Source organism: Lysinibacillus zambalensis (assembly GCF_040183165.1).
GTDB classification, from domain to species: domain Bacteria; phylum Bacillota; class Bacilli; order Bacillales_A; family Planococcaceae; genus Lysinibacillus; species Lysinibacillus zambalensis.
The window spans coordinates 99,002-125,948 of the sequence record NZ_JBEGDG010000014.1; the positions used below are offsets into that span (position 1 = coordinate 99,002).

The 26,947-nt window shown below is 38.1% G+C and carries 22 protein-coding genes; all 22 read left to right on the forward strand.

What is annotated here, in order from left to right; translation table 11 throughout:
* Positions 1-239: 239 nt before the first annotated feature.
* The 22 genes from rpsO to ABNX05_RS17680 all read left to right on the forward strand — a co-directional run bounded on the left by rpsO (position 240) and on the right by ABNX05_RS17680 (position 26,867).
* Positions 240-509 carry a 30S ribosomal protein S15 gene (rpsO, locus tag ABNX05_RS17575; RefSeq protein ID WP_349660889.1) on the forward strand — a complete coding sequence of 90 codons (270 nt, stop codon included), beginning with the start codon at positions 240-242 and terminating at the stop codon, positions 507-509.
* Between the two features lie 286 nt (positions 510-795).
* The gene (gene pnp / locus ABNX05_RS17580) at positions 796-2,910 is read left to right on the forward strand and encodes a polyribonucleotide nucleotidyltransferase (RefSeq protein WP_349660890.1); all 2,115 of its coding nucleotides are present in this window, start codon (positions 796-798) and stop codon (positions 2,908-2,910) included.
* Positions 2,911-3,056: 146 nt separating this feature from the next.
* Complete coding sequence (locus ABNX05_RS17585) at positions 3,057-4,280, forward strand: M16 family metallopeptidase (protein ID WP_349660891.1); 1,224 nt, start codon at positions 3,057-3,059, stop codon at positions 4,278-4,280.
* Positions 4,281-4,494: 214 nt separating this feature from the next.
* Positions 4,495-5,490: an ABC transporter substrate-binding protein gene (locus ABNX05_RS17590; protein ID WP_349660892.1), complete on the forward strand. Its 996-nt coding sequence runs from the start codon at positions 4,495-4,497 to the stop codon at positions 5,488-5,490.
* A gap of 15 nt (positions 5,491-5,505) precedes the next feature.
* Entirely contained in the window at positions 5,506-6,498 is a 993-nt protein-coding gene (locus ABNX05_RS17595) for a FecCD family ABC transporter permease (RefSeq protein WP_349660893.1), read from the forward strand.
* Positions 6,498-7,280, forward strand: a complete 783-nt coding sequence (locus ABNX05_RS17600; RefSeq protein ID WP_349660894.1) for an ABC transporter ATP-binding protein — start codon at positions 6,498-6,500, stop codon at positions 7,278-7,280. The genes ABNX05_RS17595 and ABNX05_RS17600 overlap by 1 nt, the downstream gene beginning before the upstream one ends.
* Positions 7,281-7,291: 11 nt before the next feature.
* Positions 7,292-7,786: a HugZ family pyridoxamine 5'-phosphate oxidase gene (locus ABNX05_RS17605; RefSeq protein WP_349660895.1), complete on the forward strand. Its 495-nt coding sequence runs from the start codon at positions 7,292-7,294 to the stop codon at positions 7,784-7,786.
* A gap of 925 nt (positions 7,787-8,711) precedes the next feature.
* On the forward strand, positions 8,712-8,975 hold the full coding sequence (locus ABNX05_RS17610) for a YlmC/YmxH family sporulation protein (RefSeq protein WP_053594254.1): 264 nt from the start codon (positions 8,712-8,714) through the stop codon (positions 8,973-8,975).
* A 9-nt stretch (positions 8,976-8,984) separates the two neighbouring features.
* The gene (locus ABNX05_RS17615) at positions 8,985-9,764 is read left to right on the forward strand and encodes a dipicolinate synthase (protein WP_349660896.1); all 780 of its coding nucleotides are present in this window, start codon (positions 8,985-8,987) and stop codon (positions 9,762-9,764) included.
* Entirely contained in the window at positions 9,758-10,348 is a 591-nt protein-coding gene (locus tag ABNX05_RS17620) for a dipicolinate synthase subunit B (RefSeq protein ID WP_349660897.1), read from the forward strand. The genes ABNX05_RS17615 and ABNX05_RS17620 overlap by 7 nt, the downstream gene beginning before the upstream one ends.
* 82 nt (positions 10,349-10,430) lie before the next feature.
* Positions 10,431-11,468, forward strand: a complete 1,038-nt coding sequence (locus ABNX05_RS17625) for an aspartate-semialdehyde dehydrogenase (protein ID WP_349660898.1) — start codon at positions 10,431-10,433, stop codon at positions 11,466-11,468.
* A gap of 13 nt (positions 11,469-11,481) precedes the next feature.
* Entirely contained in the window at positions 11,482-12,399 is a 918-nt protein-coding gene (dapA, locus tag ABNX05_RS17630) for a 4-hydroxy-tetrahydrodipicolinate synthase (RefSeq protein WP_349660899.1), read from the forward strand.
* 526 nt (positions 12,400-12,925) lie between these two features.
* The gene (locus ABNX05_RS17635; RefSeq protein WP_349660900.1) at positions 12,926-14,593 is read left to right on the forward strand and encodes a ribonuclease J; all 1,668 of its coding nucleotides are present in this window, start codon (positions 12,926-12,928) and stop codon (positions 14,591-14,593) included.
* A 611-nt stretch (positions 14,594-15,204) separates the two neighbouring features.
* Complete coding sequence (locus tag ABNX05_RS17640) at positions 15,205-17,490, forward strand: FtsK/SpoIIIE family DNA translocase (protein WP_349660901.1); 2,286 nt, start codon at positions 15,205-15,207, stop codon at positions 17,488-17,490.
* 186 nt (positions 17,491-17,676) lie between these two features.
* Entirely contained in the window at positions 17,677-18,405 is a 729-nt protein-coding gene (locus tag ABNX05_RS17645; protein ID WP_079560516.1) for a GntR family transcriptional regulator, read from the forward strand.
* Positions 18,406-18,457: 52 nt separating this feature from the next.
* Positions 18,458-19,546 (forward strand): BMP family lipoprotein, encoded by a 1,089-nt coding sequence (locus ABNX05_RS17650; RefSeq protein ID WP_349660902.1) that lies wholly within the window; start codon positions 18,458-18,460, stop codon positions 19,544-19,546.
* A gap of 478 nt (positions 19,547-20,024) precedes the next feature.
* The gene (locus ABNX05_RS17655; RefSeq protein WP_349660903.1) at positions 20,025-21,572 is read left to right on the forward strand and encodes an ABC transporter ATP-binding protein; all 1,548 of its coding nucleotides are present in this window, start codon (positions 20,025-20,027) and stop codon (positions 21,570-21,572) included.
* Positions 21,572-22,618: an ABC transporter permease gene (locus tag ABNX05_RS17660; protein WP_349660904.1), complete on the forward strand. Its 1,047-nt coding sequence runs from the start codon at positions 21,572-21,574 to the stop codon at positions 22,616-22,618. The genes ABNX05_RS17655 and ABNX05_RS17660 overlap by 1 nt, the downstream gene beginning before the upstream one ends.
* Before the next feature lies 1 nt (position 22,619).
* A complete protein-coding gene (locus tag ABNX05_RS17665; protein ID WP_349660905.1) occupies positions 22,620-23,579 on the forward strand; it encodes an ABC transporter permease in 960 nt (319 codons plus the stop codon).
* Between the two features lie 254 nt (positions 23,580-23,833).
* A complete protein-coding gene (gene yfmF / locus ABNX05_RS17670; RefSeq protein ID WP_349660906.1) occupies positions 23,834-25,105 on the forward strand; it encodes an EF-P 5-aminopentanol modification-associated protein YfmF in 1,272 nt (423 codons plus the stop codon).
* Positions 25,102-26,403 (forward strand): EF-P 5-aminopentanol modification-associated protein YfmH, encoded by a 1,302-nt coding sequence (gene yfmH, locus ABNX05_RS17675; protein ID WP_349660907.1) that lies wholly within the window; start codon positions 25,102-25,104, stop codon positions 26,401-26,403. Before yfmF ends, yfmH begins: the two co-directional genes overlap by 4 nt.
* The gene (locus ABNX05_RS17680; RefSeq protein WP_349660908.1) at positions 26,400-26,867 is read left to right on the forward strand and encodes an SDR family NAD(P)-dependent oxidoreductase; all 468 of its coding nucleotides are present in this window, start codon (positions 26,400-26,402) and stop codon (positions 26,865-26,867) included. The genes yfmH and ABNX05_RS17680 overlap by 4 nt, the downstream gene beginning before the upstream one ends.
* The last annotated feature ends 80 nt before the right edge of the window (positions 26,868-26,947 follow it).

Sequence of the window (26,947 nt, forward strand, 5' to 3'; positions counted from 1 at the left end):
GTTCCGACTGGGAGCACCCAGGAAAACGCACAGACGGAACGGATATCAACCCCATGTTATAGAGATGAGCCTAAATCTGCTTTAGCATTTGAATAGGCTTACGTTAACACTTGCTTGACCTTTTGATTTATGGTAACATTCATAAGTGCATAATATGCTTAACCTTAGCTCGGTATATCGATGACTCCAACGTTTACTGTGCTAATGGGGATTAACAATTATTTAGGAGGTCCATACAAATGGCTATTTCAAAACAACGTAAAAACGAACTTATTGCTGAGTACCGTACTCACGAAAGTGACACTGGTTCTCCAGAAGTACAAGTTGCAGTATTAACAGAGGAAATTAACTCTCTAAATACTCACTTACGTACACACAAAAAAGATTTCCACTCTGAGCGTGGTCTTCTTAAAATGGTAGGTCGTCGTCGTCACCTATTAAAATATCTTCGTGAAACTGACGTACAACGTTACCGTGAACTAATCACTCGTTTAGGCTTACGTCGCTAATTGTCGAAAAGCGGGATTAATCCCGCTTTTTCTTTATGTTTATAAACATTAAGAAGGCAGTTAACTTTACTATTGCGAAAAAAAGCATATATATGACACGAATTTCAAGCAAAAAACTTTGTTTCAATCAAATACAGAAATAAATCCTAAATAAATTGGCAATAACTGAATTTAAATGTATGATTATTTGATGAAATATTTAGCATAGAACAAGCATTTTTGGTACACTTACTATTAGTACATACAGACGAAGTAAGTGTTTTTATAATAGAGAGGGGTTCATTGAATGAACGAAAAGAAAGTCTATTCCTATGAATGGGCTGGCCGTCCGCTAGTAATCGAAGTTGGACAGTTAGCTAAACAAGCAAATGGAGCCGTTTTAGTACGCTATGGTGATACATCTGTACTTTCAACAGCAACAATGTCAAAATCACCGAAACCACTTGATTTCTTCCCATTAACAGTAAACTACGAAGAACGTTTATACGCAGCAGGTAAAATTCCTGGTGGCTTTATTAAACGTGAAGGACGTCCATCTGAAAAAGCAATTTTAGCAAGCCGTTTAATCGACCGTCCGATTCGTCCGATGTTCCCAGACGGTTTCCGTAATGAAGTACAAGTAATTTCAATGGTCATGTCTAACGATACGGATTGCACGTCTGAAATGGCTGCAATGCTTGGTTCTTCATTAGCGTTAGCTATTTCAGATATTCCATTTGACGGACCGATTGCGGGTGTACAAGTTGGCTATATGGACGGTAAATTTATCGTGAACCCAACAGTGGAACAATCTAATCAATCAACAATCCAATTATCTGTAGCAGGTAACAAGGATGCTATCAACATGGTAGAAGCAGGTGCACTAGAAGTACCAGAAGAAACAATGCTAGAAGCCATTATGTTCGGACATGAAGAGATCAAAAAAATTATTGCTTTCCAAGAGCAAATCGTTGCAGAAGTAGGAAAAGAAAAATTACCAGTAACGTTATTTGAAATTGATGAAGCGATTCAAGCTGATATAAAAGCAGCTTGTGAGACTGACATGCATGACGCGATTCAAACTGCTGAAAAACATGCACGTGATGAAGCTATTAAAGCGGTAAAAGATCGTGTTATTGCTTCTTATGAAGAGCAAGAAGCTGATGATGAAACAATGAAGCAAGTTTATACAATTTTAGATAAAATGGTTAAAGACGAAGTACGTCGTCAAATTACAGAAGATAAAGTACGTCCAGATGGTCGTAAGTTAGACGAAATCCGTCCACTTTCTTCTGAAACAGGCTTATTACAACGTACGCACGGTTCAGCATTATTTACGCGTGGACAAACACAAGCCCTTTCTATTTGTACATTAGGTGCACTTGGAGATGTGCAAATTATCGACGGTTTAGGTGTAGAAGAATCAAAACGCTTTATGCATCACTATAACTTCCCACAATTCTCTGTAGGGGAAACGGGCCCAATTCGTGGACCAGGTCGTCGTGAAATCGGTCATGGTGCATTAGGCGAACGTGCTCTTGATGCGGTTATTCCAGATGAAACTGTATTCCCATATACAATCCGTTGTGTATCGGAAGTACTTGAATCAAACGGTTCTACATCTCAAGCTTCTATCTGTGCTTCAACGTTAGCAATGATGGATGCTGGTGTTCCATTAAAGGCACCTGTAGCTGGTATTGCAATGGGTCTTATTAAAAAAGGAGAACACTACTCTATTTTAACTGATATTCAAGGTATGGAAGACCACCTTGGGGATATGGACTTTAAAGTTGCAGGTACAGCTAAAGGTGTAACAGCACTTCAAATGGACATTAAAATTGATGGTTTATCACGCAATATTTTAGAAGAAGCATTAACACAAGCTAAAATAGGCCGTATGCACATTTTAGAATCAATGCTTGCTACTCTTGCAGAACCACGTGAAAAATTATCTACGTTTGCTCCGAAAATTGTAATCGTGAAAATTAATCCTGATAAAATTCGCGATGTTATCGGACCTGGTGGTAAACAAATTAACAAAATTATTGAAGAAACTGGCGTAAAAATTGATACAGAGCAAGATGGTACAATTTACATCTCTTCTGCAGATGAAGAAATGAACGCTCGTGCAAAACAAATTATCGAAGACATCGTACGTGAAGCAAAAGTTGGCGAGTATTACTTATCAACAGTGAAACGTATTGAAAAATTCGGTGCGTTCTGTGAAATATTCCCTGGTAAAGACGGCTTACTTCACATCTCTGAAATTCAAGAGGAACGTACAAAACAAGTTGAAGATGTATTAAAACTAGGCGATCAATTACTTGTAAAAGTTATTGAAATTGACAAGCAAGGTCGTGTGAATTTATCTCGTAAAGTAGTTATCCAAGAGGAAAAAGAACGCGCTGAGCAAGATAAATAATAAATTGTAGAAAAGGCTGCGTATTATGCGCAGCCTTTTTTAAATCAACTATAAGGAAACTGGTTCTATTCGAGATATCCATATAAATTTTGGTATGCTTCACATTGCCTTTAATGTTGAACCAGAGATGAATTGGGGGAGATTTTTTGGTACAAGTACATACATGTCAGAATGGTGTGCGTATTGTGTCTGAGCCAATCGATCATGTAAGATCCGTTGCGCTAGGCATTTTTGTTAATGCAGGATCTCGTTATGAGCTACCTGAGGAAAATGGTATTACACATTTTATCGAGCATATGCTTTTTAAAGGGACAAAAACTCGAACAGCTCGCCAAATTGCCGAAGAATTTGACCGAATTGGTGGCGAGTTAAATGCCTTTACATCTAAGGAAAACACTTGTTATTATGCAAAGGTTTTAGACCATCATGCTGAGCTTGCCGTTACAATATTAGCGGATATGTTCTTTAATTCTACGTTTGCAGAGGAAGAGTTAGAGAAGGAAAGACAAGTTGTATTAGAGGAAATACTAATGAGTGAAGACGCACCTGATGATGATGTTCATGAAAAGCTATGGGAAGTCATGTATCCAAACGATTCACTCGGTCGTCCAATACTAGGTACTGCCGCTACTTTAAAAACATTTACAGCAGATATGATCCGTCACTATATGGCTAAACATTATGGTCCAGAATCAGTTGTTATTTCAATAGCAGGAAATATTTCTGCAAAGCTCATACAAACAATTGAAGAGTTATTTGGCTACTATCAGCCATCTCCACTTGTAGTTGAGCCTGTGTTAACGAATCCTCATTTTTATCCAGGAGAGATTTCAAAAACTCGCGATACGGAGCAAGCACATTTAGCCATTTCGTATCCAGCAATTGGTGTAAAGGATCCGGATATGTATAGCTTTATTGCACTTAATAATATTATTGGTGGTAATATGAGCTCTCGCTTGTTCCAAGAAGTACGCGAAGAACGTGGTTTGGCATATTCGATATTTTCTTATCAATCTTGTTATGCTGATGTTGGCGCATTTACGATTTATGGTAGTACAAGTCGTCAGCAATTACCACAGCTTCAACATACAATTGATGCGACATTACTTGATATCGTAGCAGGTGGTGTGACAGAGGAAGAACTTATGAATGCGAAGGAACAGCTGAAGGGTAGTTTTGTTCTCGGTCTAGAGGGGACAGGTGCTCGTATGAATCGCAACGGTACAAGTGAGTTAGTGCATCGTAAACATCGTTCGGTTGATGAAGTATTAGCGTCCATCGATGCCGTATCAATGGAATCGGTCGATCGCTTAATAGCAAAAATTTTAAAAGCTGAGCCAGCCATTTCAATTATTGGTCCAGAAGCTTAAAAGGAGCACAAAACTATTACTATAGTTTTGTGTTCCTTTTTTCATTATCACTGACATCGTTTTTCGATAATAGGAGGATCTCGATAGCTTTCGAGGTTCTTCTTTTTTTAGTTGAAAATGCTCATTATCAATTAGAAGTTGATATTCTCAATAAAGTTTGATAGTATAGTTGATATTGAAAATCATTATCAATTAGTTGGAGGTAAGTATTAGTATGAAAAAATGGTTAGGTGTAGGGCTTCTAGCATTATCACTTACATTAGTTGGATGCTCACAACAAGAAAAAGAGGAAAATAAGGAGATACAAAAAGACGAGACATTACAGCAACGAGAAATATCAGAATCAACTAAAGTACAAGAGGGGAAATTTGAGGATGGTGTAAATGAGGAGGAATTTCAAAAAGCATTAGCTAGCTTTCCAGCAAAAGTTCCCGAAAAAATCGTTACTACTTCGGTTCCTTTAACAGAGATGCTACATCTCCTTGATATAGAACCAGTAGGTGTTCCAACATCGACAAATCCGATACCAGCAGATTTCGATGCTATTACACGAATTGGCTCACCTATGGCACCAGATCTAGAAGTTATATCGAGTTTACAAACTGACTTAATAATTGGAGCTTCTTCTCTACAAAGTTCACTAGATCAAGCACTTCAGGGAATGAATTTACCAACAGCCTATCTACCGACAGATTCATATGATGACTTAAAATTGAGCTTCAAGGTACTTGGTACATATTTTGGAAAAGAAGAAGAAATGAATAAATTACTTCAAAACATTGTCGCAAAGGAAAAGGAACTTGAAACAAAAGCACAAGGAAAGGAACTTCCATCTGTCATGCTTGTGATTGGAACATCTGACTCCTTTATGGTTATGAATGAAAAATCATATCTAGGTAGTCTAGTTGAGCGTTTAGGTGCTGATAATATTGCAAAATCAGTATTAAAAGCAGAATCAACTTATTCTGCAATGAATCTAGAAGACATTGTCGTTGCTGATCCAGATATCATTTTCGTATTAGCATCAGGTGACCATGGAGCAAATGAAGATAAGTTCAAAGAAGAGATTGAAAAAAACAGTGCATGGAAACAACTCTCAGCTTATAAAAATGACAAAATCCATATGCTTGATTATAGTACATTTGGTGTAACTTCCATTTCTAATGTTGAGACAGCACTTACAACAATCGCAGATTATTTTTACAAATAATAATGAGGTATTCCTATGATTAGTACAACAAGAAGTCGAATAATTATTATCATGACCTTTGTGTTAACAATGGTAGCAGCTATTGTTGCGATAGGGCTAGGGAGTGTAAAAATATCAATCCCAGATATTCTAACAACAATTGTCAATGGACGTGATAATGCTGGCGTATATACTACAATAATTTGGGATATACGTTTACCACGTGTTTTATTAGCACTAATAGTTGGAGCTAATATTGCAATCTCAGGTGCATTATTGCAGGCTGTAATGGGAAATCCACTAGCTGATCCAGGACTGACGGGTGTTACAAGTGGAGCAGCGGCATTTGTTTTAATCATTTTATTAGCAAATCCAGAATTCACTCACTTTATCCCAGCTGCAGCTTTTATTGGGGGCTTAATTGCCGCAACTATAATTTATGCACTGGCCTGGCGACGAACAGGCATTACACCAATCACTATTATTTTGTCAGGAGTTGCAGTAAATGCACTGTGCGGTGGTGTTATTGGATTTTTATCGATTCTTTATAGTGATCGATTACCATCAGCAGTGCAATGGATGAATGGTAGTTTAGCGGCCAAGGGAAATGCTTCACTGCAAATGATTTATTTGTACGCAATAATAGGTTGGGTCATATCTATTTTTGCGATACGCAAGGCAAATATTATACGTTTAGGAGATCAAGTAGCAGTAAATTTAGGGGAAAATGTAACTCGTATTCGTATTATGTTATCTATTTTGGCTGTATTTTTAGCGGCAATCTCGGTAGCAGCAGTAGGAATGATTGGCTTTATTGGTTTAATCGTACCGCATATGGCTCGAATGCTTGTAGGCTCAGACTATAAATATTTACTACCAATGAGTATGGCGATGGGGGCTATTGTGTTACTTATTGCTGATACTGGTGGACGAACTTTGTTTGCGCCACTCGATATTCCAGCCGGCATCCTTATGTCTGTCATTGGTGGACCTTACTTCTTATATTTAATGAGAAAGAAGGCGTTTTAATGTTAAAAATTGAACAGCTATATGTCCGCTATGAACAAAAGGAAGTTGTCCATAATTTTTCTTTTGAAGTTGGAAAAGGTGAGGTCCTATCCATTATTGGACCCAATGGCTCCGGAAAATCTACTATTTTAAAAGCTATTGCACGTATGCAGCCTTATAATGAAGGAACCATTATCTTTGATGGAGAAAATATTCGTCGACTCTCTTCCAAAGACATAGCAAGAAAAATGTGCATGTTGAGTCAAAAAAATCAGGCTCCAACTGATATATCTGTTAAAAACCTAGTGGCATACGGACGATATCCACATAAAAAATGGTTTGAGCGTTTAAATGCAGAGGATGAGGCTATTATTGATTGGGCTCTTGAGAAAACACATCTCACACATTACAGAGAAAAGCCTATTGCAGCTTTATCGGGTGGTGAATCACAGCGAGCTTGGATAGCAATGGCTTTGGCGCAGCGGCCACAAATTTTATTGTTGGATGAACCAACGACATACCTAGATATCGCACATCAGCATGAAGTTCTAGAATTAGTGAGAGAGCTTAATCATGAAATGGGGATGACGATTGTGATGGTGCTTCATGATTTAAATCAAGCATCTAGCTATAGTGATAAAATCGTAGTTGTAAAGGATGGTCAACGCGCCCAAGTTGGCACGCCTGAAGAGGTAATGACCGAACAGATGATTCAGCAAATATACCGAATGGATGCAGAAATTCAATATGTATCATGGGATAGTGCTCCGCGGATTCAATTAAAAAGTACTGTCAAGGCATAGGAGGAAGTAAGATGCAAAAAGAAATGGATATTGAGCAAGTAAAGCAAGGCTATGAAACATTTATTGAAGGAAAGAAAAGTTGTGTGTTAAGTCTTGTGGATCGAGAAGGGAAACCTTTTAGTAGCACTACCCCATTTGTGCGTTTGAATGGTAAATTTTACGTCTATATTAGTCGTATCGCAGAGCATTTCCAACTCATGGAGCAGGCTCAACTTGTAGATGTACTTTGCGTGGCAGATGAGGCAGTGACACCAAATCCATTTGCAGCAGAACGAGCACGTTGGCAATGTAAACCAAAGGAATTAGGCAATGAAGGACATGAGGATGTATTTGCAGCATTTAATAAATTGTTTAATGCTAAAATGATGGAGCTGTTACGTACACTTGATTTCTCACTATTTGAGCTCACACCATTGGAAGGCCGCTATGTAGTAGGCTTCGGTAAGGCATTTATAATTGATATAGCGAACGATACGTTAGTCCATGTAGTAATTGATAAAAAATAGGTCGCCCCTCTACGGCAACCTATTTTTTTATTCTTTAAAAAACTTCTCTTGCTAATCATGAAAATGACGCCCCCTTTTTGCTCGTCTAGATGATGGATATAAAACTGAACAAAAATGAATCGAAGCCTTTTCATTGGATACTTTATTTTTATGAACTAGTACCTCTGGTATTTTGCTTACTTCCTCATTACTTCCTTTAAATAGTGCCAATCACTATCCCGTATTTTAAAACCTTTTTCCATAGTCTTGTCGAGTTACGTCGCATTGAGCGTTTCAAGTATATGAAAATCGTCAAAAACTACACCGATGTCGTTTTTAATCGATATTTCATGTTCGACAACATCCTTGCCGAATAGCAAAATTTCGCAGTCGACTCCTAGGTCCAGTAAAAACAATGATAACCTCGGTACTGAATTAAGAGAAAACCATTCATGCCTTAATGTAAAGCATGAGTTTCATAGTATTCATAATGAAAATAACTCCTGTACTTCCTCTTTTGTTAGCCAGCAGTTAAGACCGTTAACCGCTTGCTGCATATACTTTTAAAAATGACGCAATAATTCCTCGCGTAGAAAATCTTGATTTCTTTCTGTAACAAAGCTTCCTTTTCCAGTTACCGATTCGATAAATCCACCTCGCTTAAAACAACATAAGCCCACCACTTTGTCATATCGCGAAAAGCAAGTGCACTAATAGATGGTAGTGTGTCACCTGCCATTAATTTTTTAGTTAGTACACTCCCTTAAAATGGTAAAACACTTGTGTTGCTCAAATGGATTTGCACAACTTCCTCACTTCACATATTTGTATATATACACTATTTACAAATGTGCTAGTAAATACACATTTCAGACTTTGGGTAAGGGTCACGAATTGCAAAAACTCGGCATATATTGGGGTAACGGTTCAAGGAGGGAGATGAGGCATGCTACTATCAGAGATGGTGGATAAAGAGTTAATTCAAGTTGAGGGTGGCGTACACTTTGGCATATTGGCACATACGGAATGTTTATTAGATGTGCAAACAGGAAAAATTCATGGTTTTGAAATTGTGAAAGATAAATTGCCATTTCAGAAAAAGAAAGTGAAAGTAAGTGAAATGATACCTTGGCACGAAATTATACTAATAGGCGAAGATCGAATTTTATTTAACAAAACAACGACAGTACAGTCAGAATTTTTACAGTGAGGTGAGCTTTTGGAAAATGAAAAATGGCTTGTTATCGGTGAGGATCTAAGGTTAAAGGAATTAGCTACCATGCTAAGAAGCCCATCGAGAACTGTATTTTATAAAAGAACATCAGTTTGGAATGAAGAGTTAAATAAGCTTGTATTAGAATTCCAACCAAATAGAATTATTCTTCCTATTCTTCCACTAAAAATTGAAGTGGAACAGCTTTATGGGATATCTCAAGTTAAGTTTTATACAGGGCGTTTAACGATGCATTGGAAGCAATTGCTTGAGAAAAATGAAACAAATTGCTATTTACAACAAGAATCATTTATTTGGCAAAATGCAAGATTAACAGCAGAGGGATTTATCGCCACGTTTTATGGACTCGAGCAAAAATGTATTTACGGACAAAACTTTACTATCGCAGGATTTGGGCGCACTGCCAAAATGCTCGCATCTTTACTCGTCAAGATGGGCGCTAATGTCCATATAGTAGCGCGTTCAGTTGTACAAGTGAGTGAAGCAAAGGCATATGGTTATAAAGCTACGGATTTAGATGACCGCCAATGGTCAATTAATGATGGGATTTTTGTCAATACGATTCCTGCTAAGTGGATTACTGAATCATTCCAAGATCATGTCCCAGCTGTACTATATGATTTGGCTTCGGAGCCTGGTTGTTTAGATATAGACGTTGAACAATTACAAACGTATGTGCTATTGCCATCATTACCTGGGAAATACTTTGCGCATGATGCTGCGACAATATTGTGCAAGGCAATAGAGGAGGAAGAAAATTGCTAACGGGGAAACGAATTGGTTTAGGTATTACGGCCTCCCACTGTACGTATGCGGACGTAGTACCTAAAATCCAAAACTTTATAGATGCAGGAGCAACAGTTGTTCCAATCATTACACACTCCGTTTTACATGCGGCTACGCGTTTTGGCACTGGCGAGGAGTGGATTGCCAAAATAGAGGAATTAACGGGAGAAAAGGTTGTTTCTTCTATTAAAGAGGCAGAACCATTTGGGCCATCCAATCCATTGGATGCGATGGTTATAGCTCCGATGACTGGAAATAGTATTAGTAAATTTGCAAATGCAGCAACAGACAGTCCTGTATTGATGGCTGCGAAGGCAACATTGCGTAACGGTTCGCCTGTTGTTCTAGGTATATCAACGAATGATGCACTTGGCTTAAATGGTATAAATATTATGAGGCTGTTAAATGCTAAAAATATTTATTTTATTCCATTTGGGCAGGACTCACCACATTCAAAACCAAATTCCTTGATTGCTGATTTTGATCAAATGGTCGAAACTGTTTATGAAGCGATTACTGAGAAAAAGCAATTACAGCCACTGTTGGTACAATATTTAAAATAATTCTCAAATTACACACAATTTTCAGTATTTTTGTGATACAATAGCACACATTATGTAACTTGGATTCAAGGAGAGATGACAGATGACAAAGCAGTTAACAGTTGCGGTAGTTGGAGCAACAGGAGCAGTAGGCACAAAAATGATGGAACAACTGATTAAACGGAATTTTCCAATCGGAGATATAAAGTTTTTAGCTTCAGCACGTTCAGCAGGAAAACCAATCGAATTTAATGGGAAGACATATACAATTGAAGAAGCGACACCTGAAGCTTTTGATGGCGTCAATGTCGCTTTATTCTCAGCTGGTGGTTCGGTATCAGCAGTGCTAGCGCCAGAAGCGGCAAAACGCGGTGCAGTAGTGATCGATAACACGAGTCATTTCCGCATGGATCCAGACGTACCATTAGTTGTTCCAGAAGTAAATCGAGGTGATCTTGCTAAGCATAAAGGGATTATTGCAAATCCAAACTGCTCTACGATTCAAATGATGGCTGCACTTGAACCTATCCGTCAAGCATTTGGCTTAACAAAAATTATTGTATCAACATATCAAGCAGTTTCAGGTGCAGGTGTTTCTGCTATTCAGGAATTAAAGGCACAAAGTGCAAATTGGGATGCAGGTAAGGATGTAGAAGCAAATATTTTACCTTCTGATAGCGACAAACGTCATTATCCAATCGCTCGTAATGTCATTCCACAAATTGATAAATTTACAGACAATGGCTTTACATACGAAGAAATGAAAATGATTAATGAAACGAAGAAAATTATGCATGCACCAGAGTTAAAAGTAGCCGCAACTTGCGTTCGCGTGCCAGTCGTTTCGGGACACTCTGAATCTGTTTATCTTGAAGTAGAAAAAGAAGCAACAATACAGGGAATTTTTGAAGTATTACGCAATGCGCCTGGTGTCGTATTACAAGATGATATCGCAACACAAACTTACCCAATGCCTATTTATGCAGAAGGGGAAGACGCTACTTTTGTAGGGCGTATCCGTCAAGATTTAGACAATAAAAAAGGATTCCACTTATGGATCGTTTCTGACAATCTTTTGAAAGGCGCGGCATTAAACTCTATTCAAATTGCTGAAGCAATGCTAGAGGATAACTTACTATAAGAGGGGTGTAAGGATGAATTTAGGTCGAATTGGAACGGCGATGATTACGCCGTTCAAAGAAGATGGCACGATTAATTATCCAGAACTAGAACGTATTATTAATCATTTGATTGATAATGGTACAGATTGTATTGTCGCATGTGGCACAACCTCTGAAAACCCAACTATGTCCACAGAAGAAAAAATTGAAGTTGTACGTTTTACAGTAGAGAAAGTGGCAGGTCGTGTACCGGTTATTGCGGGTACAGGAGATAACGAAACGGCTTACTCTATAGCAATGACGCACAAGGCTGAAGAAAATGGCGCAGATGGTATCATGCTTGTAGCACCATATTATAATAAGCCAAATCAACGCGGTATTTTCGCGCATTTTGAAACAATTGCAAAAGAAACAAGTTTACCTGTCATGCTTTATAACGTGCCAGGACGTACAGGCGTCAATGTTGCCTATGAAACTTCTGTTGCTTTAAGTAAAATTTCTAATATTGCCTGGATAAAAGAAGCGAGTGGCAATTTAGATCAAATGGGCGATATTATTGAGAATGTTGATTCAGATGATAATTTCTTAGTGTATAGTGGTGATGATGGTTTAACACTCCCACTACTAGCAATCGGTGGAGCAGGAATTATTTCAGTTGCTGCCCATGTTGTAGGGAATGATATGCAATTAATGATTAAAGCGTTTGAAGAAGGAAATCACGAGCTAGCAGCCAAAATTCACCGAGCATTATTACCACTTGTACGTGCGCTGTTCGCACAGCCAAACCCATCGCCTGTAAAATACGCGATGACCAAATTAGGCTTTGATACACTTAATGTTCGTTTACCAATGATGGAAATGACAGAAGAAGAAAAAGCAAACTTTGACCGAATTTGGGATACGTATCAAGAAAAAGCGAGAAGCTTTAGAGAAGTAAGTACCTTTAGTTAATTTGTAATTAAAGCTAAATAGTAAATCCTCAGACCGTAGACAAACTCGAATTTTTTTAGTTTGTTTACGGTCTTTTTTCTTTGGATATTTCGTAGACAGGTGAGACACTTTCCCGAAAAAATATAGAGTAGCGTCCCAATGAGGATAACTGCTCAGGGATGACTGATATTCTCTCAGGTAGGAATCTAGAATCTATCAAGGTATTTAGATCTATTTTTATAGTAAATTGTTTTTATCTTTTAATCATCGATTTTATTTAAATGGAAGAAGAAAAAACATTACTGAAAATGGCTTTAACTGCACTATATCCCAATCTCCAAAAGCTCGCTTCGCTTTTTTTTTTATAAAATTAAACCCTTTACAATGCTACATCCTCCGCCTACTTTCCATCTATTAGAAATAAAATTAGCAATAAATTTCTGTTTCTATCATGAAAGCTGCATTTTTAATTTGTGCAAAAGCTTTGCAAACCTTATAATAAATCTTAAGTGGTTGCTGTTCGGGATATTTTTTAGGAGGAAATAAATTGACAAAAAAGAAAAATGAATTAATTCGCATCATCCCACTTGGTGGCGTTGGCGAAATTGGAAAAGCAATGTACGTAGTAGAAATCGACGAAGAGCTATTTGTAGTGGATAGCGGATTGATGTTCCCAGAAGACGAAATGTTGGGCATTGATATCGTAATTCCAGATATTACGTATTTAGAAGAAAATAAAGAGCGTGTGAAAGGGATTTTCTTAACACATGGTCATGAAGACGCAATTGGCTCAATTGCTTATGTATTACAAAAAGTGAAAGCGCCAGTGTACGGATCAAAATTAACAATTGCACTTGCAAAGGAACATTTAAAGGAATTGCCTGCACCACATCAGGTGAAATTCTTTGAGGTTACGAACCGTAGTCGTATGAATTTTAACTCAACGTATGTGACATTCTTCCATACAACACATAGTATTCCCGATTCGTTAGGGGTAGTGTTCCATACATCTGAAGGAGCAATTGTTCATACAGGTGAGTTTAAATTCGATCAATCCGCGACAGGTAAGTTTAAGCCTGATTTAGCAAAAATGGCTCAGCTAGGAGAAGAAGGCGTATTTATGCTGCTATCTGAGTCGAGTGAAGCTGAGCGACCAGGTTATACGACATCTGAGATTGTGATTGAAGAGCAATTATCAAAAACATTCCATTCAGCACCAGGTCGTATTTTAGTTGCTGTTTATGCATCGAATTTTATTCGTATACAGCAAGTATTAACACAAGCTCAAAAGTCGTTCCGTAAAGTAGTTATTGTAGGGAAACCTTTAGAAAAAGCTGTGGATTTAGGTGCAAATCTAGGTTACTTAACAGTAGAAGAAGATACAATCATCCCTATCTCAGAAATGCAAAAGTATCAAGATGATGAGATTATTATTATCGCTACAGGTAATAAAGGGGAGCCACTTGATGCATTAGAGAAAATTGTTCGCAAACATCACCGAGACATTAAAATTAAAAAGAACGATACAGTATTAATTACATTTACACCGTCTCCTAGTATGGAAGTACAGATGGCTAATACAATGAACTCGATCGCAAAAGCAGGTGCTGAAATTCTCACATCTAGCAAAAATGTACATGTATCGGGTCACGGTAGCCAAGAAGATTTAAAGTTAATGCTAAACTTAATGCAACCAAAATATTTTATCCCTGTGCAAGGTGAGTATCGCATGCTTATTGCTCACTCTAAGCTTGCTCAACAGCTAGGTATGCAAAAATCGCAAATTTTTATCGCCGATAAAGGGGATATTGTAGAATATAAAAATGGTAAAATGCGAATGAGTGGCCGTGTACAAGCTGGTAATGTTTTAATAGACGGTATCGGTGTAGGTGATGTAGGGAACATAGTACTTCGCGATCGTAAGTTATTATCGCAGGATGGTATTTTCATTGTTGTCGTTACATTAAACCGTGCTCAAAAGAAAATTGCATCGGGTCCAGAAATTTTATCGCGTGGTTTCGTATATGTACGCGAATCAGAAGAATTAATGGTGGAAGCTTCTGATATTGCTAAAAATGTTATTGAAAAATACGTTGGTAAAGATACTTTTGAATGGACAAACATTAAACAAGAAATTCGAGATACACTGAATACGTATTTATTCCAAAAAACGAAGCGCCGCCCAATGATTATCCCAATCATTATGGAATATTAAAAATGAAAGATCATCGTTGATTGAAAAAGGATTTTCTAACCGAATGTAAACGGTGGAAAATCCTTTTTTTCCTCAATCCAGAAAGTTTGAGATGATGTTTGTTATAATATATGCCATTTATAATAAGTTGATCTTCGTTACGATAGGGCAACTCCTTGGGGATTAGCGGTTCATCGGGCGCCCTCAGGAATCTCTTCTCTGCGCGAAAGCGAAGCGGCAGCAACAAATGTTTTAACTGTGCGAAAGCGAAGCGTCAGCAACAAATGTTTTAACTGCGCGAAAGCGAAGCGTCGGCGGCAAATGTTTTAACTGCGCGAAAGCGAAGCGACAGCAACAAATGTTTTAACTGTGTGAAAGCGAAGCGGCAGCAACAAATGGTTTAACTGTGCGAAAGCGAAGCGACAGCAACAAATGTTTTAACTGTGCGAAAGCGAAGCGGCAGCAACAAATGTTTTAACTGTGCGAAAGCGAAGCGGCAGCAACAAAGCGCCCAGCCGGAACGGAAATCACCCCCACGTTATGGTGAAGATTCTTTTTTTTGAAATAATCAAGTTCTACATGTTATTATTTGCTACATATTAAAGAATGGATTGCAAAAGAAGGTGAAATAGATGGCGACTAGTAAAAAAAGAAAAGTCACGAAAGGAAAAGCGACGACAGAGAAAAAAGAAATGCATCCGCTTATGTATGAAATTTTAGGTCTTATCTTAATTGCATTTGCGGTTATTATGATTTTTGAATATGGCATGATTGGCCGAGTTTTACAAACAATTGCGATGTTCCTTTTTGGGAATTTACATTTTGCTGTGCCTTTTATGCTTATTTTCGTTGCGGTGTTACTGATGATTGGGCGTAAAAAAATAAGCATTTATGATCGTGTCATATTAGGTATGCTCCTAATTGTTATGAGTTTAACAATTTTTAGTCATGGCATTTTATTTGAACAATTATCAAAATCTGGTGGATTATTATCAGACTCTGTATTGCGAGAATCTTGGCGAATTTTAATTAATTCTGAGGGTATCATCAATCGAAGTAATACGCTTGGTGGCGGAATGGTGGGTGCACTGTTATTTAGTGCTCTACATGTTTTATTTGAGGCGGCAGGTGCGAAAGTCGTTGCATGGGTTATTTTCTTTATCGGATTAATTTTAGTAACAGGAAAGGCACTTGTTCCATATTTAGCGAAAAAAATGCCCGACCTTTTTGGCAAGTGGCAGAAGAAACATCGTGATAAGAAAAAGAATATGCCGAAAAAACCTTCTAATCGCCGTTCAAAAGTAGAAAGCAAGGATGAAATTGCGGCCGTTGATCAGGAGCCTGAAGTACAAGAAGAAGAGATTTCTCATGAACCAATCATCTCTGCTTTTACTCAAAATGTGTCTCATGAACGAGAGTCATTTGCAATGGCCGAAAATGAAGACATTGAACATGGTGAGATTATTGATGATGTTCATATTGAAGGTGCAGATGCTGTGGAGAATGCAGACTACCAACTTCCGTCTTATAATTTATTACAATTACCGCCACAACATGACCAAAGTGGCGAATATTCGGTCATACAGGCAAATGCGAAAAAGCTAGAGCAAACGTTGCAAAGCTTTGGGGTAAAGGCAAAAGTTACACAGGTTCATTTAGGTCCGGCTGTAACAAAGTACGAAATATTACCAGACGTAGGTGTGAAAGTAAGTAAAATTGTAAACTTACAGGATGACCTTGCTTTAGCACTTGCTGCGAAGGATATTCGTATGGAAGCACCTATTCCTGGGAAGTCAGCGATTGGCATTGAAGTACCAAATAGTGAGGTAGCTATTGTTACACTCCGGGAAGTGTTAGAGACTAAGGACGGCGTAAAGCCAGAAGCATTATTGCAGGTTGCATTTGGTCGTGATATTACGGGACAAGCAGTACTTGCTGAGCTCAATAAAATGCCACATTTACTTGTTGCGGGTTCGACAGGTAGTGGGAAAAGTGTGTGTATAAATGGTATTGTCGTATCAATCCTAATGCGTACAAAACCACATGAGGTTAAGCTGATGATGATTGACCCGAAAATGGTGGAGTTAAATGTTTATAATGGTATTCCACATCTACTGGCACCAGTTGTTACGGATGCACGTAAAGCGTCTCAGGCGTTGAAGAAAGTTGTGGCAGAAATGGAACGCCGCTACGATCTATTTTCACATACAGGTACCCGTAATATCGAAGGTTACAATAGTCATGTACAAAAAGTAAATGAGCAAACAGATGAAAAACATCCTAAATTACCTTATATTGTAGTAATTGTAGATGAGTTAGCAGACTTAATGATGGTTGCCTCAAGTGATGTAGAGGATTCTATTACACGTTTAGCACAAATGGCACGTGCAGCGGGGATTCATTTAATAATTGCAACTCAACGACCAAGTGTAGATGTGTTGACAGGTGTTATTAAAGCAAATATTCCTTCGCGCATTGCCTTTGCAGTGTCGTCTGCAATCGATTCTAGAACGATTTTAGATATGGGTGGAGCCGAGCGTTTACTCGGTCGAGGAGATATGCTGTTTTTACCAGCGGGTGCATCTAAACCAAAACGTGTGCAAGGTGCTTTTTTATCAGATCAAGAAGTTGAGTCAGTTGTTAACTTTGTTATAGAACAGCAAAAGGCGCAATATCAGGAGGAAATGATTCCGACCGAAGAAGAGACAATTTTAGAGGAAACGGATGAATTATTTGATGAGGCTGTACAGTTAGTTGTTAGTATGCAGACGGCTTCTGTTTCGATGTTGCAACGCCGCTTCCGTATCGGTTATTCGAGAGCTGCTCGCATTGTCGATCAAATGGAACAACGCGGTATTGTCGGGCCTTCAGAGGGTAGTAAACCTCGACAAGTGCTCATTCATCAATACGATAATTAGTACCAAAATAAAATTTGAAAATTGAACAATGTTGTATACATCGAGTAGGCCCAAATTCATTTAAAAATTCGAAAGCAATTACATTAAGTGTAATTGCTTTCAGTCTATAAAAATGTTATATTTATGAACGATTAGTAGGAATGTTGTACATCAGATGTCTGATCTCTGATTTTGGTGGTGATATATGTGACTATAAAAGCAGATCATCGTCATCTCTATCTTCAAGTAATTGATCGTTTAAAGTCTGACATTGAAAAAGGCGTTTTTAAAGAAAATGAAAAACTGCCTTCAGAATTTGAATTATCGAAATCACTAGGAGTCAGTCGAGCAACGCTTAGAGAAGCGCTACGACTGTTGGAAGAGGAAAATGTGATTGTGCGTCGACATGGGGTGGGCACATTTGTAAACCCTAAGCCGTTGTTTACATCAGGCATCGAGCATTTATCGAGCATTTCTTCCATGATCGAGGCAGCGGGTATGGAACCCGGTTCCCGCTTTTTAAAGGCGACGGAAAGCATACCTGCTGAGGAAGATTTAAAACGCTTCCAGTGTGATGGCGAGGATAAAATACTCACAATTGAACGTGTCAGAACAGCGGATGGTGAGCCGGTAGTTTATTGCATAGACAGATTACCAGCAAGCTTCCTGCCAACTGACTTTGTAGAAAAAAAAGAAGTTTCACTTTTCTCTGCACTTGAACAATCCGGTAAAATTCATGTTGCCTATGCGGTTACATATATTGATCCTATCGGGTATCATGAGCAAGCTTCACCGATTTTAAATTGCGGACGTGAAACAGCTCTTTTAGTATTAAAGCAGTTACATTACGATGATCATGATCAAGTAGTGCTGTATTCAAAAAATTATTTCCGAGCTGATAAATTCAGCTTCCATGTAGTTCGTAAACGGGTGTAGAACATTTCTAATTTTTTCCTGCTAATTACAATACCTTTGGGGGGTTAATCAAATGAAAAAACGTAAATTTGGCTTAGTATTATCATCAGTTTTAGCTGCAAGTGCAATCTTAGGTGCATGTGGTACGAAAGAGGAAGAAAAAACTAAAAATGAAAATGAAAACGCTTCATCAGGCGAAAGCAACCAAGAAGATGCGTTCTCAGTAGCAATGGTAACTGACGTAGGTGGCGTTGATGATAAATCATTCAACCAATCTGCTTGGGAAGGCGTTCAAGCTTTCGGTAAAGAACATAACCTAAAAAAAGGTGATGGCGGCTTCGACTACTTACAATCAAAATCAGATGCAGACTATGATTCAAATTTAAACGCGTTATTACGTCGTGACTTTAACTTAATCTATGGTATTGGTTTCATGATGGAAGATTCTATTTCTGCAATCGCTGAAGAAAATCCAGATAACCATTTTGCAATCATTGACGCTGAAGTAAAAGCGGACAATGTAGTATCAGTATTGTTCAAAGAGCAAGAAGGTGCTTTCTTAGCTGGTGTAGCTGCAGCGAAAATGTCTAAATCGGGTAAAATCGGTTTCGTAGGTGGCGTAGATATTCCAGTTATCAACCGCTTCGAAGCTGGATTTTTTGAAGGTGCAAAAGCTGTAAATCCAGATATCGAAATCACATCAAAATATACTGCTGCATTCGATAAAGCTGACCTTGGTAAAGTTACTGCAAACAGCATGTACTCTTCAGGTGTAGATGTAATCTTCCACGCTGCTGGTGCTACTGGTAACGGTGTATTCTCTGAGGCAAAAGAACGTAAGAAAAAAGATCCTAATGCAAACATTTGGGTAATCGGAGTAGACGCTGACCAATATGAAGAAGGTAAAGTAGACGGTAAAACTAATGTTACTTTAACTTCTATGTTAAAAGGTGTAAACACAGCAGTTGTAGATATTTCTAATAAAGCGAAAAAAGGTGAATTCCCAGGTGGCGAAACGCTTACTTATGGTTTAGCTGAAGACGGCGTGAAGCTTGCGGATTCTCGTGGCGCAATCCCAGAAGATGTACTAAAGGTTATTGAAGAATATAAAGAAAAAATTGCTAAGGGTGAAATTAAAGTTCCAGAAAAAGTGAAAAAATAATTCACCTTTGATCATCATAAGGGACTTTTTATGAAGGCCCTTATGATGATTTTTCAATCTATCGTTATATTTTGACTATTCATAACATTCTATTTAACTATACTGGTCATTATCGTAGAGGTAGAATTTTATATGAGCTTATCGCAAGAATAGTAATGATGGTAACAAGTTAATAGAAGAAAGGTTTCTAACGATGACCTTTCCTGTATTAATTTATCTTCATTTAGAAGACTATCTACCTCTATTTAGTGGGACAAGATAGGCATAGATTTTTTGTGAATAGGGTACATAATGCCCAATGAACGAAGAGTTAATCTCTGGCTGAATTCATTGTTGTGCGATGTGATAAACGCTGAGCACCAGGGATTATGGTAAGTATTTGCATTAGTTTTAAGCGGTGAACAATGTTTTCTGTGGCGACAGCCACAATTACGTCAAGGCGAAATTGATAAAAGTGCCTATTAAGGGAGTGACAAAATTGGAATATGTGATTGAAATGCTAGGAATCCGAAAAGAGTTCGGTAATTTCGTGGCGAATAATAACATCACCCTCCAGCTGAAAAAAGGCGAAATCCATGCACTGCTAGGCGAAAATGGTGCAGGTAAATCGACTTTAATGAACGTCCTTTTTGGTTTGTATCAACCAGAGGGTGGCGAAATTCGAGTTCGTGGGAAAGCTGTTAAAATTACAAACCCGAATGTGGCCAATGATTTAGGGATTGGTATGGTTCATCAACATTTTATGTTAGTGGAAAATTTCACAGTAACAGAGAACATTATTTTAGGTTCTGAACCAACGAAAATGGGTATTGTTAACATTAAAGATGCGGCGAAGAAAGTACAAGCACTTTCTGAAAAATATGGCTTAGATGTTGATCCATATGCCAAAATCGAAGATATTACTGTGGGGATGCAACAGCGTGTTGAAATTTTAAAAACACTATACCGCGGTGCAGAAATTTTAATTTTTGATGAACCAACTGCATCTTTAACACCACAGGAGATTACAGAGCTTATTCAAATAATGCGTCGCTTAATTGCAGAGGGCAAATCTATTATTCTAATTACCCATAAACTAAAAGAAATTATGGAAGTCTCTGATCGTGTGACAATTATTCGCAAAGGTGAAGGGATTGGAACGGTTAGCACTGCTGAAACAAATCCTAACCAATTAGCTGAAATGATGGTTGGTCGCCAAGTCGAATTTAAAACCGAAAAAACAGAGGCAAACCCAACTGATGAAGTACTTTCAATCGATAATTTGGTTGTTACAGACTACCGTAATATCGATAAGGTTAAAAGCTTAAACTTAAAAGTACGTAAAGGTGAAATTGTTGGTATTGCAGGTATCGATGGTAACGGACAGTCTGAGTTAATCGAAGCCATTACTGGTCTACGTAAAATAAAGAGTGGTACTGTTAAATTAAATGGCAAAGATATTACAAATATGAAGCCTCGGAAAATTACTGAGGAAGGCGTTGGGCATATTCCACAAGATCGCCATAAGCATGGTTTAGTCTTAGATTTCCCAATAGGTCATAATATCGCACTACAAACATATTATCAGTCTCCAATCGCTAAGGGCTTTGTTATGGACTATAAGAAAGTGTCTGAAAAAGCACGCCAAATCATTGAAGAATATGATGTGCGTACAGGGAATGGTGAAATGACACCAGCACGTGCCCTTTCAGGTGGTAACCAACAAAAAGCGATTATCGGTCGTGAAGTTGATCGTAATCCAGACTTATTGATTGCTGCACTACCAACACGTGGTCTTGACGTAGGGGCAATTGAGTTTATTCACTCTCGCTTGATCGAGCAACGTGATAAAGGAAAAGCGGTACTGTTAATTTCATTTGAATTAGATGAAGTCATGAATGTTTCAGACCGAATTGCTGTTATTTATGACGGTCAAATTGTTGATGAATTAAATCCAACAGAAACGACAGAACAAGAGCTAGGTCTATTAATGGCAGGACAAAAAAGTGAAAATAAAAAGAATGGTACGAAGGAGGGGAATGACTAATGTCAAATCGTGTCATTAATATTCTCGTTCCTATCATCTCTATCATTATCGGTTTAATTGTTGGGGCTATCGTGATGGTAGTTAGCGGTTATGACCCAGTACAAGGTTATATCGCACTTTGGACAGGTATTTTTGGAGATTCATATTCTATTGGGAACACAATCCGTCAAATAACACCGTATTTATTGGCGGGTCTAGCGGTAGCATTTGCTTTCCGTACAGGTTTATTTAATATTGGTGTAGAAGGTCAGTTAATTTTAGGTTGGCTAGCAGCAGCTTGGGTAGGCTATGCGTTTGATCTACCTAAAATTATTCACTTACCATTAGCATTACTTGCGGCAGCAGCTGCAGGTGCATTTTGGGCCTTTATTGCAGGTTTCTTAAAAGCGAAATTTAAAGTTCACGAAGTTATAGCGACAATTATGTTAAACTACACTGCGCTTTATATTGCGAATGCAGTGATTAAAAAATTGTCTGACGGTGGCTTTAAAACAGAACGCGTTCATGAATCAGCTTCTTTACGTTCTCCGTTTTTAAGAGAGCTAACAGACAATTCAAGTCTTCACTATGGCATCATTGTTGCACTGTTAATGGTCATGGTTATGTGGTTCATTTTAGAAAAAACAACACGTGGATATGAGCTTAAAGCGGTAGGCTTTAATAAACATGCTGCAGATTATGCAGGTATGAGCGTCAACAAAAACATTATTTTAGCTATGACGATTTCAGGTATGTTTGCGGGTCTTGGAGGTGCTATGGAGGCATTAGGTACTTTCCAAAACGCTTCTATTAAACCAGGCTTTACAGGTATAGGTTTCGATGGTATCGCCGTTGCCTTACTTGGTGCTAATACGCCACTAGGGGTTGTATTCGGGGCTTCATTATTCGGTTCACTTAAATACGGAGCACTAAATATGCCAAATGCTGCGGGTATTCCCGAGGAAATCGTATCTATTATTATTGCGTTAATTATTTTCTTCGTAGCATCAGGTTATATTATTCGAGTAGCATTACAAAAGTTGAGCAAAAAAAAGGAGGGACAATAACATGAGCTTTTTAGAAATGTTATATTTCATCATCCCTTCTGCAATTTTCTTCGCAACACCTTTAATTTTTACGGCAATCGGTGGTGTATTCTCTGAACGATCTGGTGTTGTCAATATCGGATTAGAAGGTTTAATGGTTGTTGGTGCATTTGTTGGTATTTATGTCAATTTAGAATTTGCTTCAACATTTGGTGCAGCAACAATTTGGGTAGCTATGCTGGCAGCTGTCATTGCTGGGGGAATCTTCTCTCTATTCCATGCAGTTGCTTCGATTTCCTTCCGTGCCGATCAAACGGTATCAGGGGTTGCTATTAATTTATTAGGTTTAGCAGTAACTGTATTCTTAGTAAAAATGATTTATGGTAAAGGGCAAACTGATATGATTACCCACCCAATAACTCGTTTTGAAATTCCTTTGTTAGAGGATATTCCGTTCCTTGGTCCATTATTATTCCGTGATGTCTATAGTACGTCAATTTTAGCTTTTGCAGTAGCTATCGGCGCATGGTTTATTATTTATAAAACGCCATTCGGTTTACGTTTACGCGCTGTCGGTGAACATCCAATGGCTGCAGATACGATGGGCGTAAATGTTAATAGAATGCGCTATATTGCTGTTGTCATCTCAGGGGCGTTAGGTGGTCTTGGTGGTGCAGTGTATGCGCAATCAATTACAAGCGATTTCTCACATGCAACAATTGCTGGTCAAGGCTTTATGGCCATTGCTGCAATGATTTTTGGGAAATGGCATCCGATCGGTGCATTAGGTGCAGCTTTATTCTTTGGAGTAGCACAAACGTTAAGTGTTGCAGGAAGCACAATTCCTTACGTTCAAGACATTCCTGCTGTATACTTGCAAATTTTACCGTATGTATTAACAATCCTTGCATTAGCAGGATTTATCGGTAAAGCAAATGCACCAAAAGCCAGTGGTCAACCTTATATTAAGGGGAAACGCTAAAGAAACAATTGTTTACAACAAAGACTGGGCGAAAATGCTCAGTCTTTTTCCTTGTGCATAGCGCAAGTGTTTGGGAAAATAATGGTTGAAGGTTGATCTTTATTTGCTAGTATGAACAGGTTCATCAAGTAACCAAATGAAATTTCACTCTTTCCGTATACATACTTTGGATTCTTTTTGCAATTATAGACAATAGACATGTATAGTATGTGTAGTACTTTGTTATATTAAGAAAGATAAGGAGGGTTCTATATATGTTTAAAACAATCCCTTTTGCAAAAGGTGTCAATTTGCATATCCGACAAACGACCCAATTTAAAACCGTAAATTTTTCAATTAAATGGAGAAGAGCATTAACGGCTACTAATGCGTCTGAACGCACAGTGTTAACAAATGTGTTGCAACACAGCAATGCTAAATATAAGACAACAGCTGCATTCCGAGGTTTCTTGGATGACTTGTATGGCACAGTGCTTTATTTTGATACATCTAAACGTGGTAATGAGCATACAGTACTGATGAATGTAGAATCCGTTAACGATCATTATTTGGCAAATACAAGTGTTTTAAACGAGGTACTTGGTTTATTGCACACAGCAATCTTTGAACCGAATATAGAAAACGGTGTATTTAAAGAATCGATAGTAGAGCGTGAAAAGAAAACGGTCATTCAACGTATCGAGTCTATTTTTGACGATAAATCTCGATTTGCGCAGCAACGTATTCAACAGATTTTACGTCCGAATGAACCGGCCTCTATTTCTGCTAATGGAACTGTTGAGGACATTCAAAAAATTACCCCTGCGTCATTGTTTGAAGCATATCAATCGATGCTTGCTAACGATAAAATAGATATTTATGTCGCGGGTGATATTAATGAAGACGAAATCGTGGAACAGCTGAAAAAAGCACTACCGTTTAATGATCGTACACCTGAAGAAGTTCCTGCTGTGCTTCCGCAACAGCATCCACAAAATGATTATGTACGTGAGCAACAAGATATGAAGCAAGGAAAGCTGCATATTGGTTTTAGTACACCAGTACGATTTGGTGATCCTGATTTTGCTAAAATGCAAATCTTTAACGGCGTATTCGGTGGCTATCCTCATGCCAAATTATTTATGAATGTTCGTGAAAAGGAAAGTTTAGCTTACTATGCGTCTAGCTCCTTTGCATCACATTATGGCTTAGTCTTTGTTGTATCTGGGATTGAACCAAAAAATGAAGAAAAAGCACTATCACTAATTAAAGAACAAATTGCTGTTATGCAAGCAGGCGATATTACTGATTTGGAATTAGAGCAAACAAAGGCAATGCTTACGAATCAGCTAAAAGAGTCATTGGATTCTGCCCGAGGACAAATAGAAATTTTTGACCAATATAAAGATTTACCCGAGGAGTTCTCTGTTGAAGCTTGGGCAAATAAATGGAAAGCTGTAACGAGAGAAGATATCGTTGAAATGGCGAAGCAAATTCAGCTAGAAGCGGTCTATTTCTTATGTGGGAAGGAGCAAGCCGCACAATGAAGACAATTGAATTCAAACAATTAGATGAAACATTGTATTATGAAAAATTAGAGAATGGCTTAGATGTCTATATTTTACCGAAAAAAGGCTATTCCAAAACATATGTGACGTTCACAACTAAGTACGGTTCTGTTGATCGTGCATTTGTGCCGCTTGGTGAAACGGAAAGCATTACAGTTCCAGATGGCATTGCTCACTTTTTAGAGCATAAAATGTTTGAAAAAGAAGATGGAGATGTATTCCAAAAGTTTAGTGAATTCGGCGCTTCAGCAAATGCCTTTACATCATTTACACGTACGGCTTATTTATTTTCTTCGACGGACAATATTTATAAAAGTACAGAAACATTATTAAATTTTGTGCAAGAGCCTTACTTTACAGAAGCAACAGTGAATAAGGAGAAGGGTATTATTGGTCAGGAAATTACGATGTACGATGATCAGCCAGATTGGCGCTTGTATTTTGGTACGATCGAAAATATGTATCATAATCACCCGGTAAAAATTGATATCGCTGGTACAATCGAGACGATTGATGGCATTACTGCGGACCACTTATATACGTGCTACAATACGTTCTATCATCCATCCAATATGTTATTGTTTGTTATTGGTGCTGTAGACCCTAATGAAATGATGACGTTTATTCGTGACAATCAAGGTAAAAAAGAGTTCACGGAACCAACACCAATTCAACGCTACTTTGATAAAGAACCGACTGATGTTGCTATCAAAGAGCGTGAGTTGCATATGGATGTACAAAAGCCAAAGGTTTATATCGGCTTAAAAGCAAAAGAAACAAATCTTTCTGGTCGTGATATGTTAAAACATGAGCTATCTGTTCAAATTGCACTTGAACTTATTTTCGGACGTACATCTGAATTTTATGAGCGCATCTATGAAAATGACTTAATTGATGAAACGTATGCATTTGATTTCACGTTAGAAAACGGCTTTGGTTTTGCTATGATTGGCTCGGATTCTGCAGACCCGGCTGGATTAGAGAAAGCTATTAAAGAAGAATTGGCAAAGTATGAAGGATATGCACAATTTGAAAGTGCCGATTTAGAACGAGTGAAACGTAAAAAAATTGGTTTCTTCCTACGTGCGCTGAACTCTATTGAATTCATCGCTAACCAATTTACACGTTATTCGTTTAATGAGATGAATTTGTTCGATGTTGTACCTGTGCTAGAAGAACTAACGATTGAAGATTTGCAAAAAGCATTTTCTTCAATTCAAGGTGAATCACAACAAACTGTCTTTAAAATTTTACCTACAGAGAAGGGCGAACAGTGAAAAAGTTTGCCCTCGTGTTAGGTGCATCGGGTGAGATTGGTCGTGCTATTTGTCAGAGTCTGGCAGAAGACGGCTGGTCCATCTACATACACTTTTCAAACAATGAAAAAGCAGCACAGGCTTTATACCACTCTCTTTCAGAAAATTTCCCTGCACAGGAATTTATGCTTGTGCAGGGAGATTTTTCGAAAGCATCCGGGGCACAATTACTAGCAGCGCAAATTTTTAATGTGCAAGCAATTGTTTTTGCAAATGGTCAAGCGCATTATTCTCTAATTGAAGATACTACTGTGGAGGATATGGATGCATTATGGCGTGTCCATGTGCAAAACCCAATGCGCCTGACGGCATTGCTGTCATCAAAGCTTCGTGCTCATGATGTAAGCTATGTACTTTTTATCGGTTCGATTTGGGTAACTAAACTGTTACAACAAATTTTGACAAACCTATACAAACCTGTATAGTAGCATAAATTTATAACAGAATACCCTTCGTATCAAGCGATTGGTGCGAACTCCACGTTAATTGCTTTTAACTCCTAAAG

Coding starts and splice junctions, on each gene's coding strand:
- ABNX05_RS17625 (WP_349660898.1), top strand. CDS start 10,431: ATGACAAAGCAGTTAACAGTTGCGGTAGTTGGAGCAACAGGAGCAGTA.
- rpsO (WP_349660889.1), top strand. CDS start 240: ATGGCTATTTCAAAACAACGTAAAAACGAACTTATTGCTGAGTACCGT.
- ABNX05_RS17600 (WP_349660894.1), top strand. CDS start 6,498: ATGTTAAAAATTGAACAGCTATATGTCCGCTATGAACAAAAGGAAGTT.
- dapA (WP_349660899.1), top strand. CDS start 11,482: ATGAATTTAGGTCGAATTGGAACGGCGATGATTACGCCGTTCAAAGAA.
- ABNX05_RS17610 (WP_053594254.1), top strand. CDS start 8,712: ATGCTACTATCAGAGATGGTGGATAAAGAGTTAATTCAAGTTGAGGGT.
- ABNX05_RS17660 (WP_349660904.1), top strand. CDS start 21,572: ATGTCAAATCGTGTCATTAATATTCTCGTTCCTATCATCTCTATCATT.
- ABNX05_RS17640 (WP_349660901.1), top strand. CDS start 15,205: ATGGCGACTAGTAAAAAAAGAAAAGTCACGAAAGGAAAAGCGACGACA.
- ABNX05_RS17605 (WP_349660895.1), top strand. CDS start 7,292: ATGCAAAAAGAAATGGATATTGAGCAAGTAAAGCAAGGCTATGAAACA.
- yfmH (WP_349660907.1), top strand. CDS start 25,102: ATGAAGACAATTGAATTCAAACAATTAGATGAAACATTGTATTATGAA.
- ABNX05_RS17590 (WP_349660892.1), top strand. CDS start 4,495: ATGAAAAAATGGTTAGGTGTAGGGCTTCTAGCATTATCACTTACATTA.
- pnp (WP_349660890.1), top strand. CDS start 796: ATGAACGAAAAGAAAGTCTATTCCTATGAATGGGCTGGCCGTCCGCTA.
- ABNX05_RS17665 (WP_349660905.1), top strand. CDS start 22,620: ATGAGCTTTTTAGAAATGTTATATTTCATCATCCCTTCTGCAATTTTC.
- ABNX05_RS17595 (WP_349660893.1), top strand. CDS start 5,506: ATGATTAGTACAACAAGAAGTCGAATAATTATTATCATGACCTTTGTG.
- ABNX05_RS17650 (WP_349660902.1), top strand. CDS start 18,458: ATGAAAAAACGTAAATTTGGCTTAGTATTATCATCAGTTTTAGCTGCA.
- yfmF (WP_349660906.1), top strand. CDS start 23,834: ATGTTTAAAACAATCCCTTTTGCAAAAGGTGTCAATTTGCATATCCGA.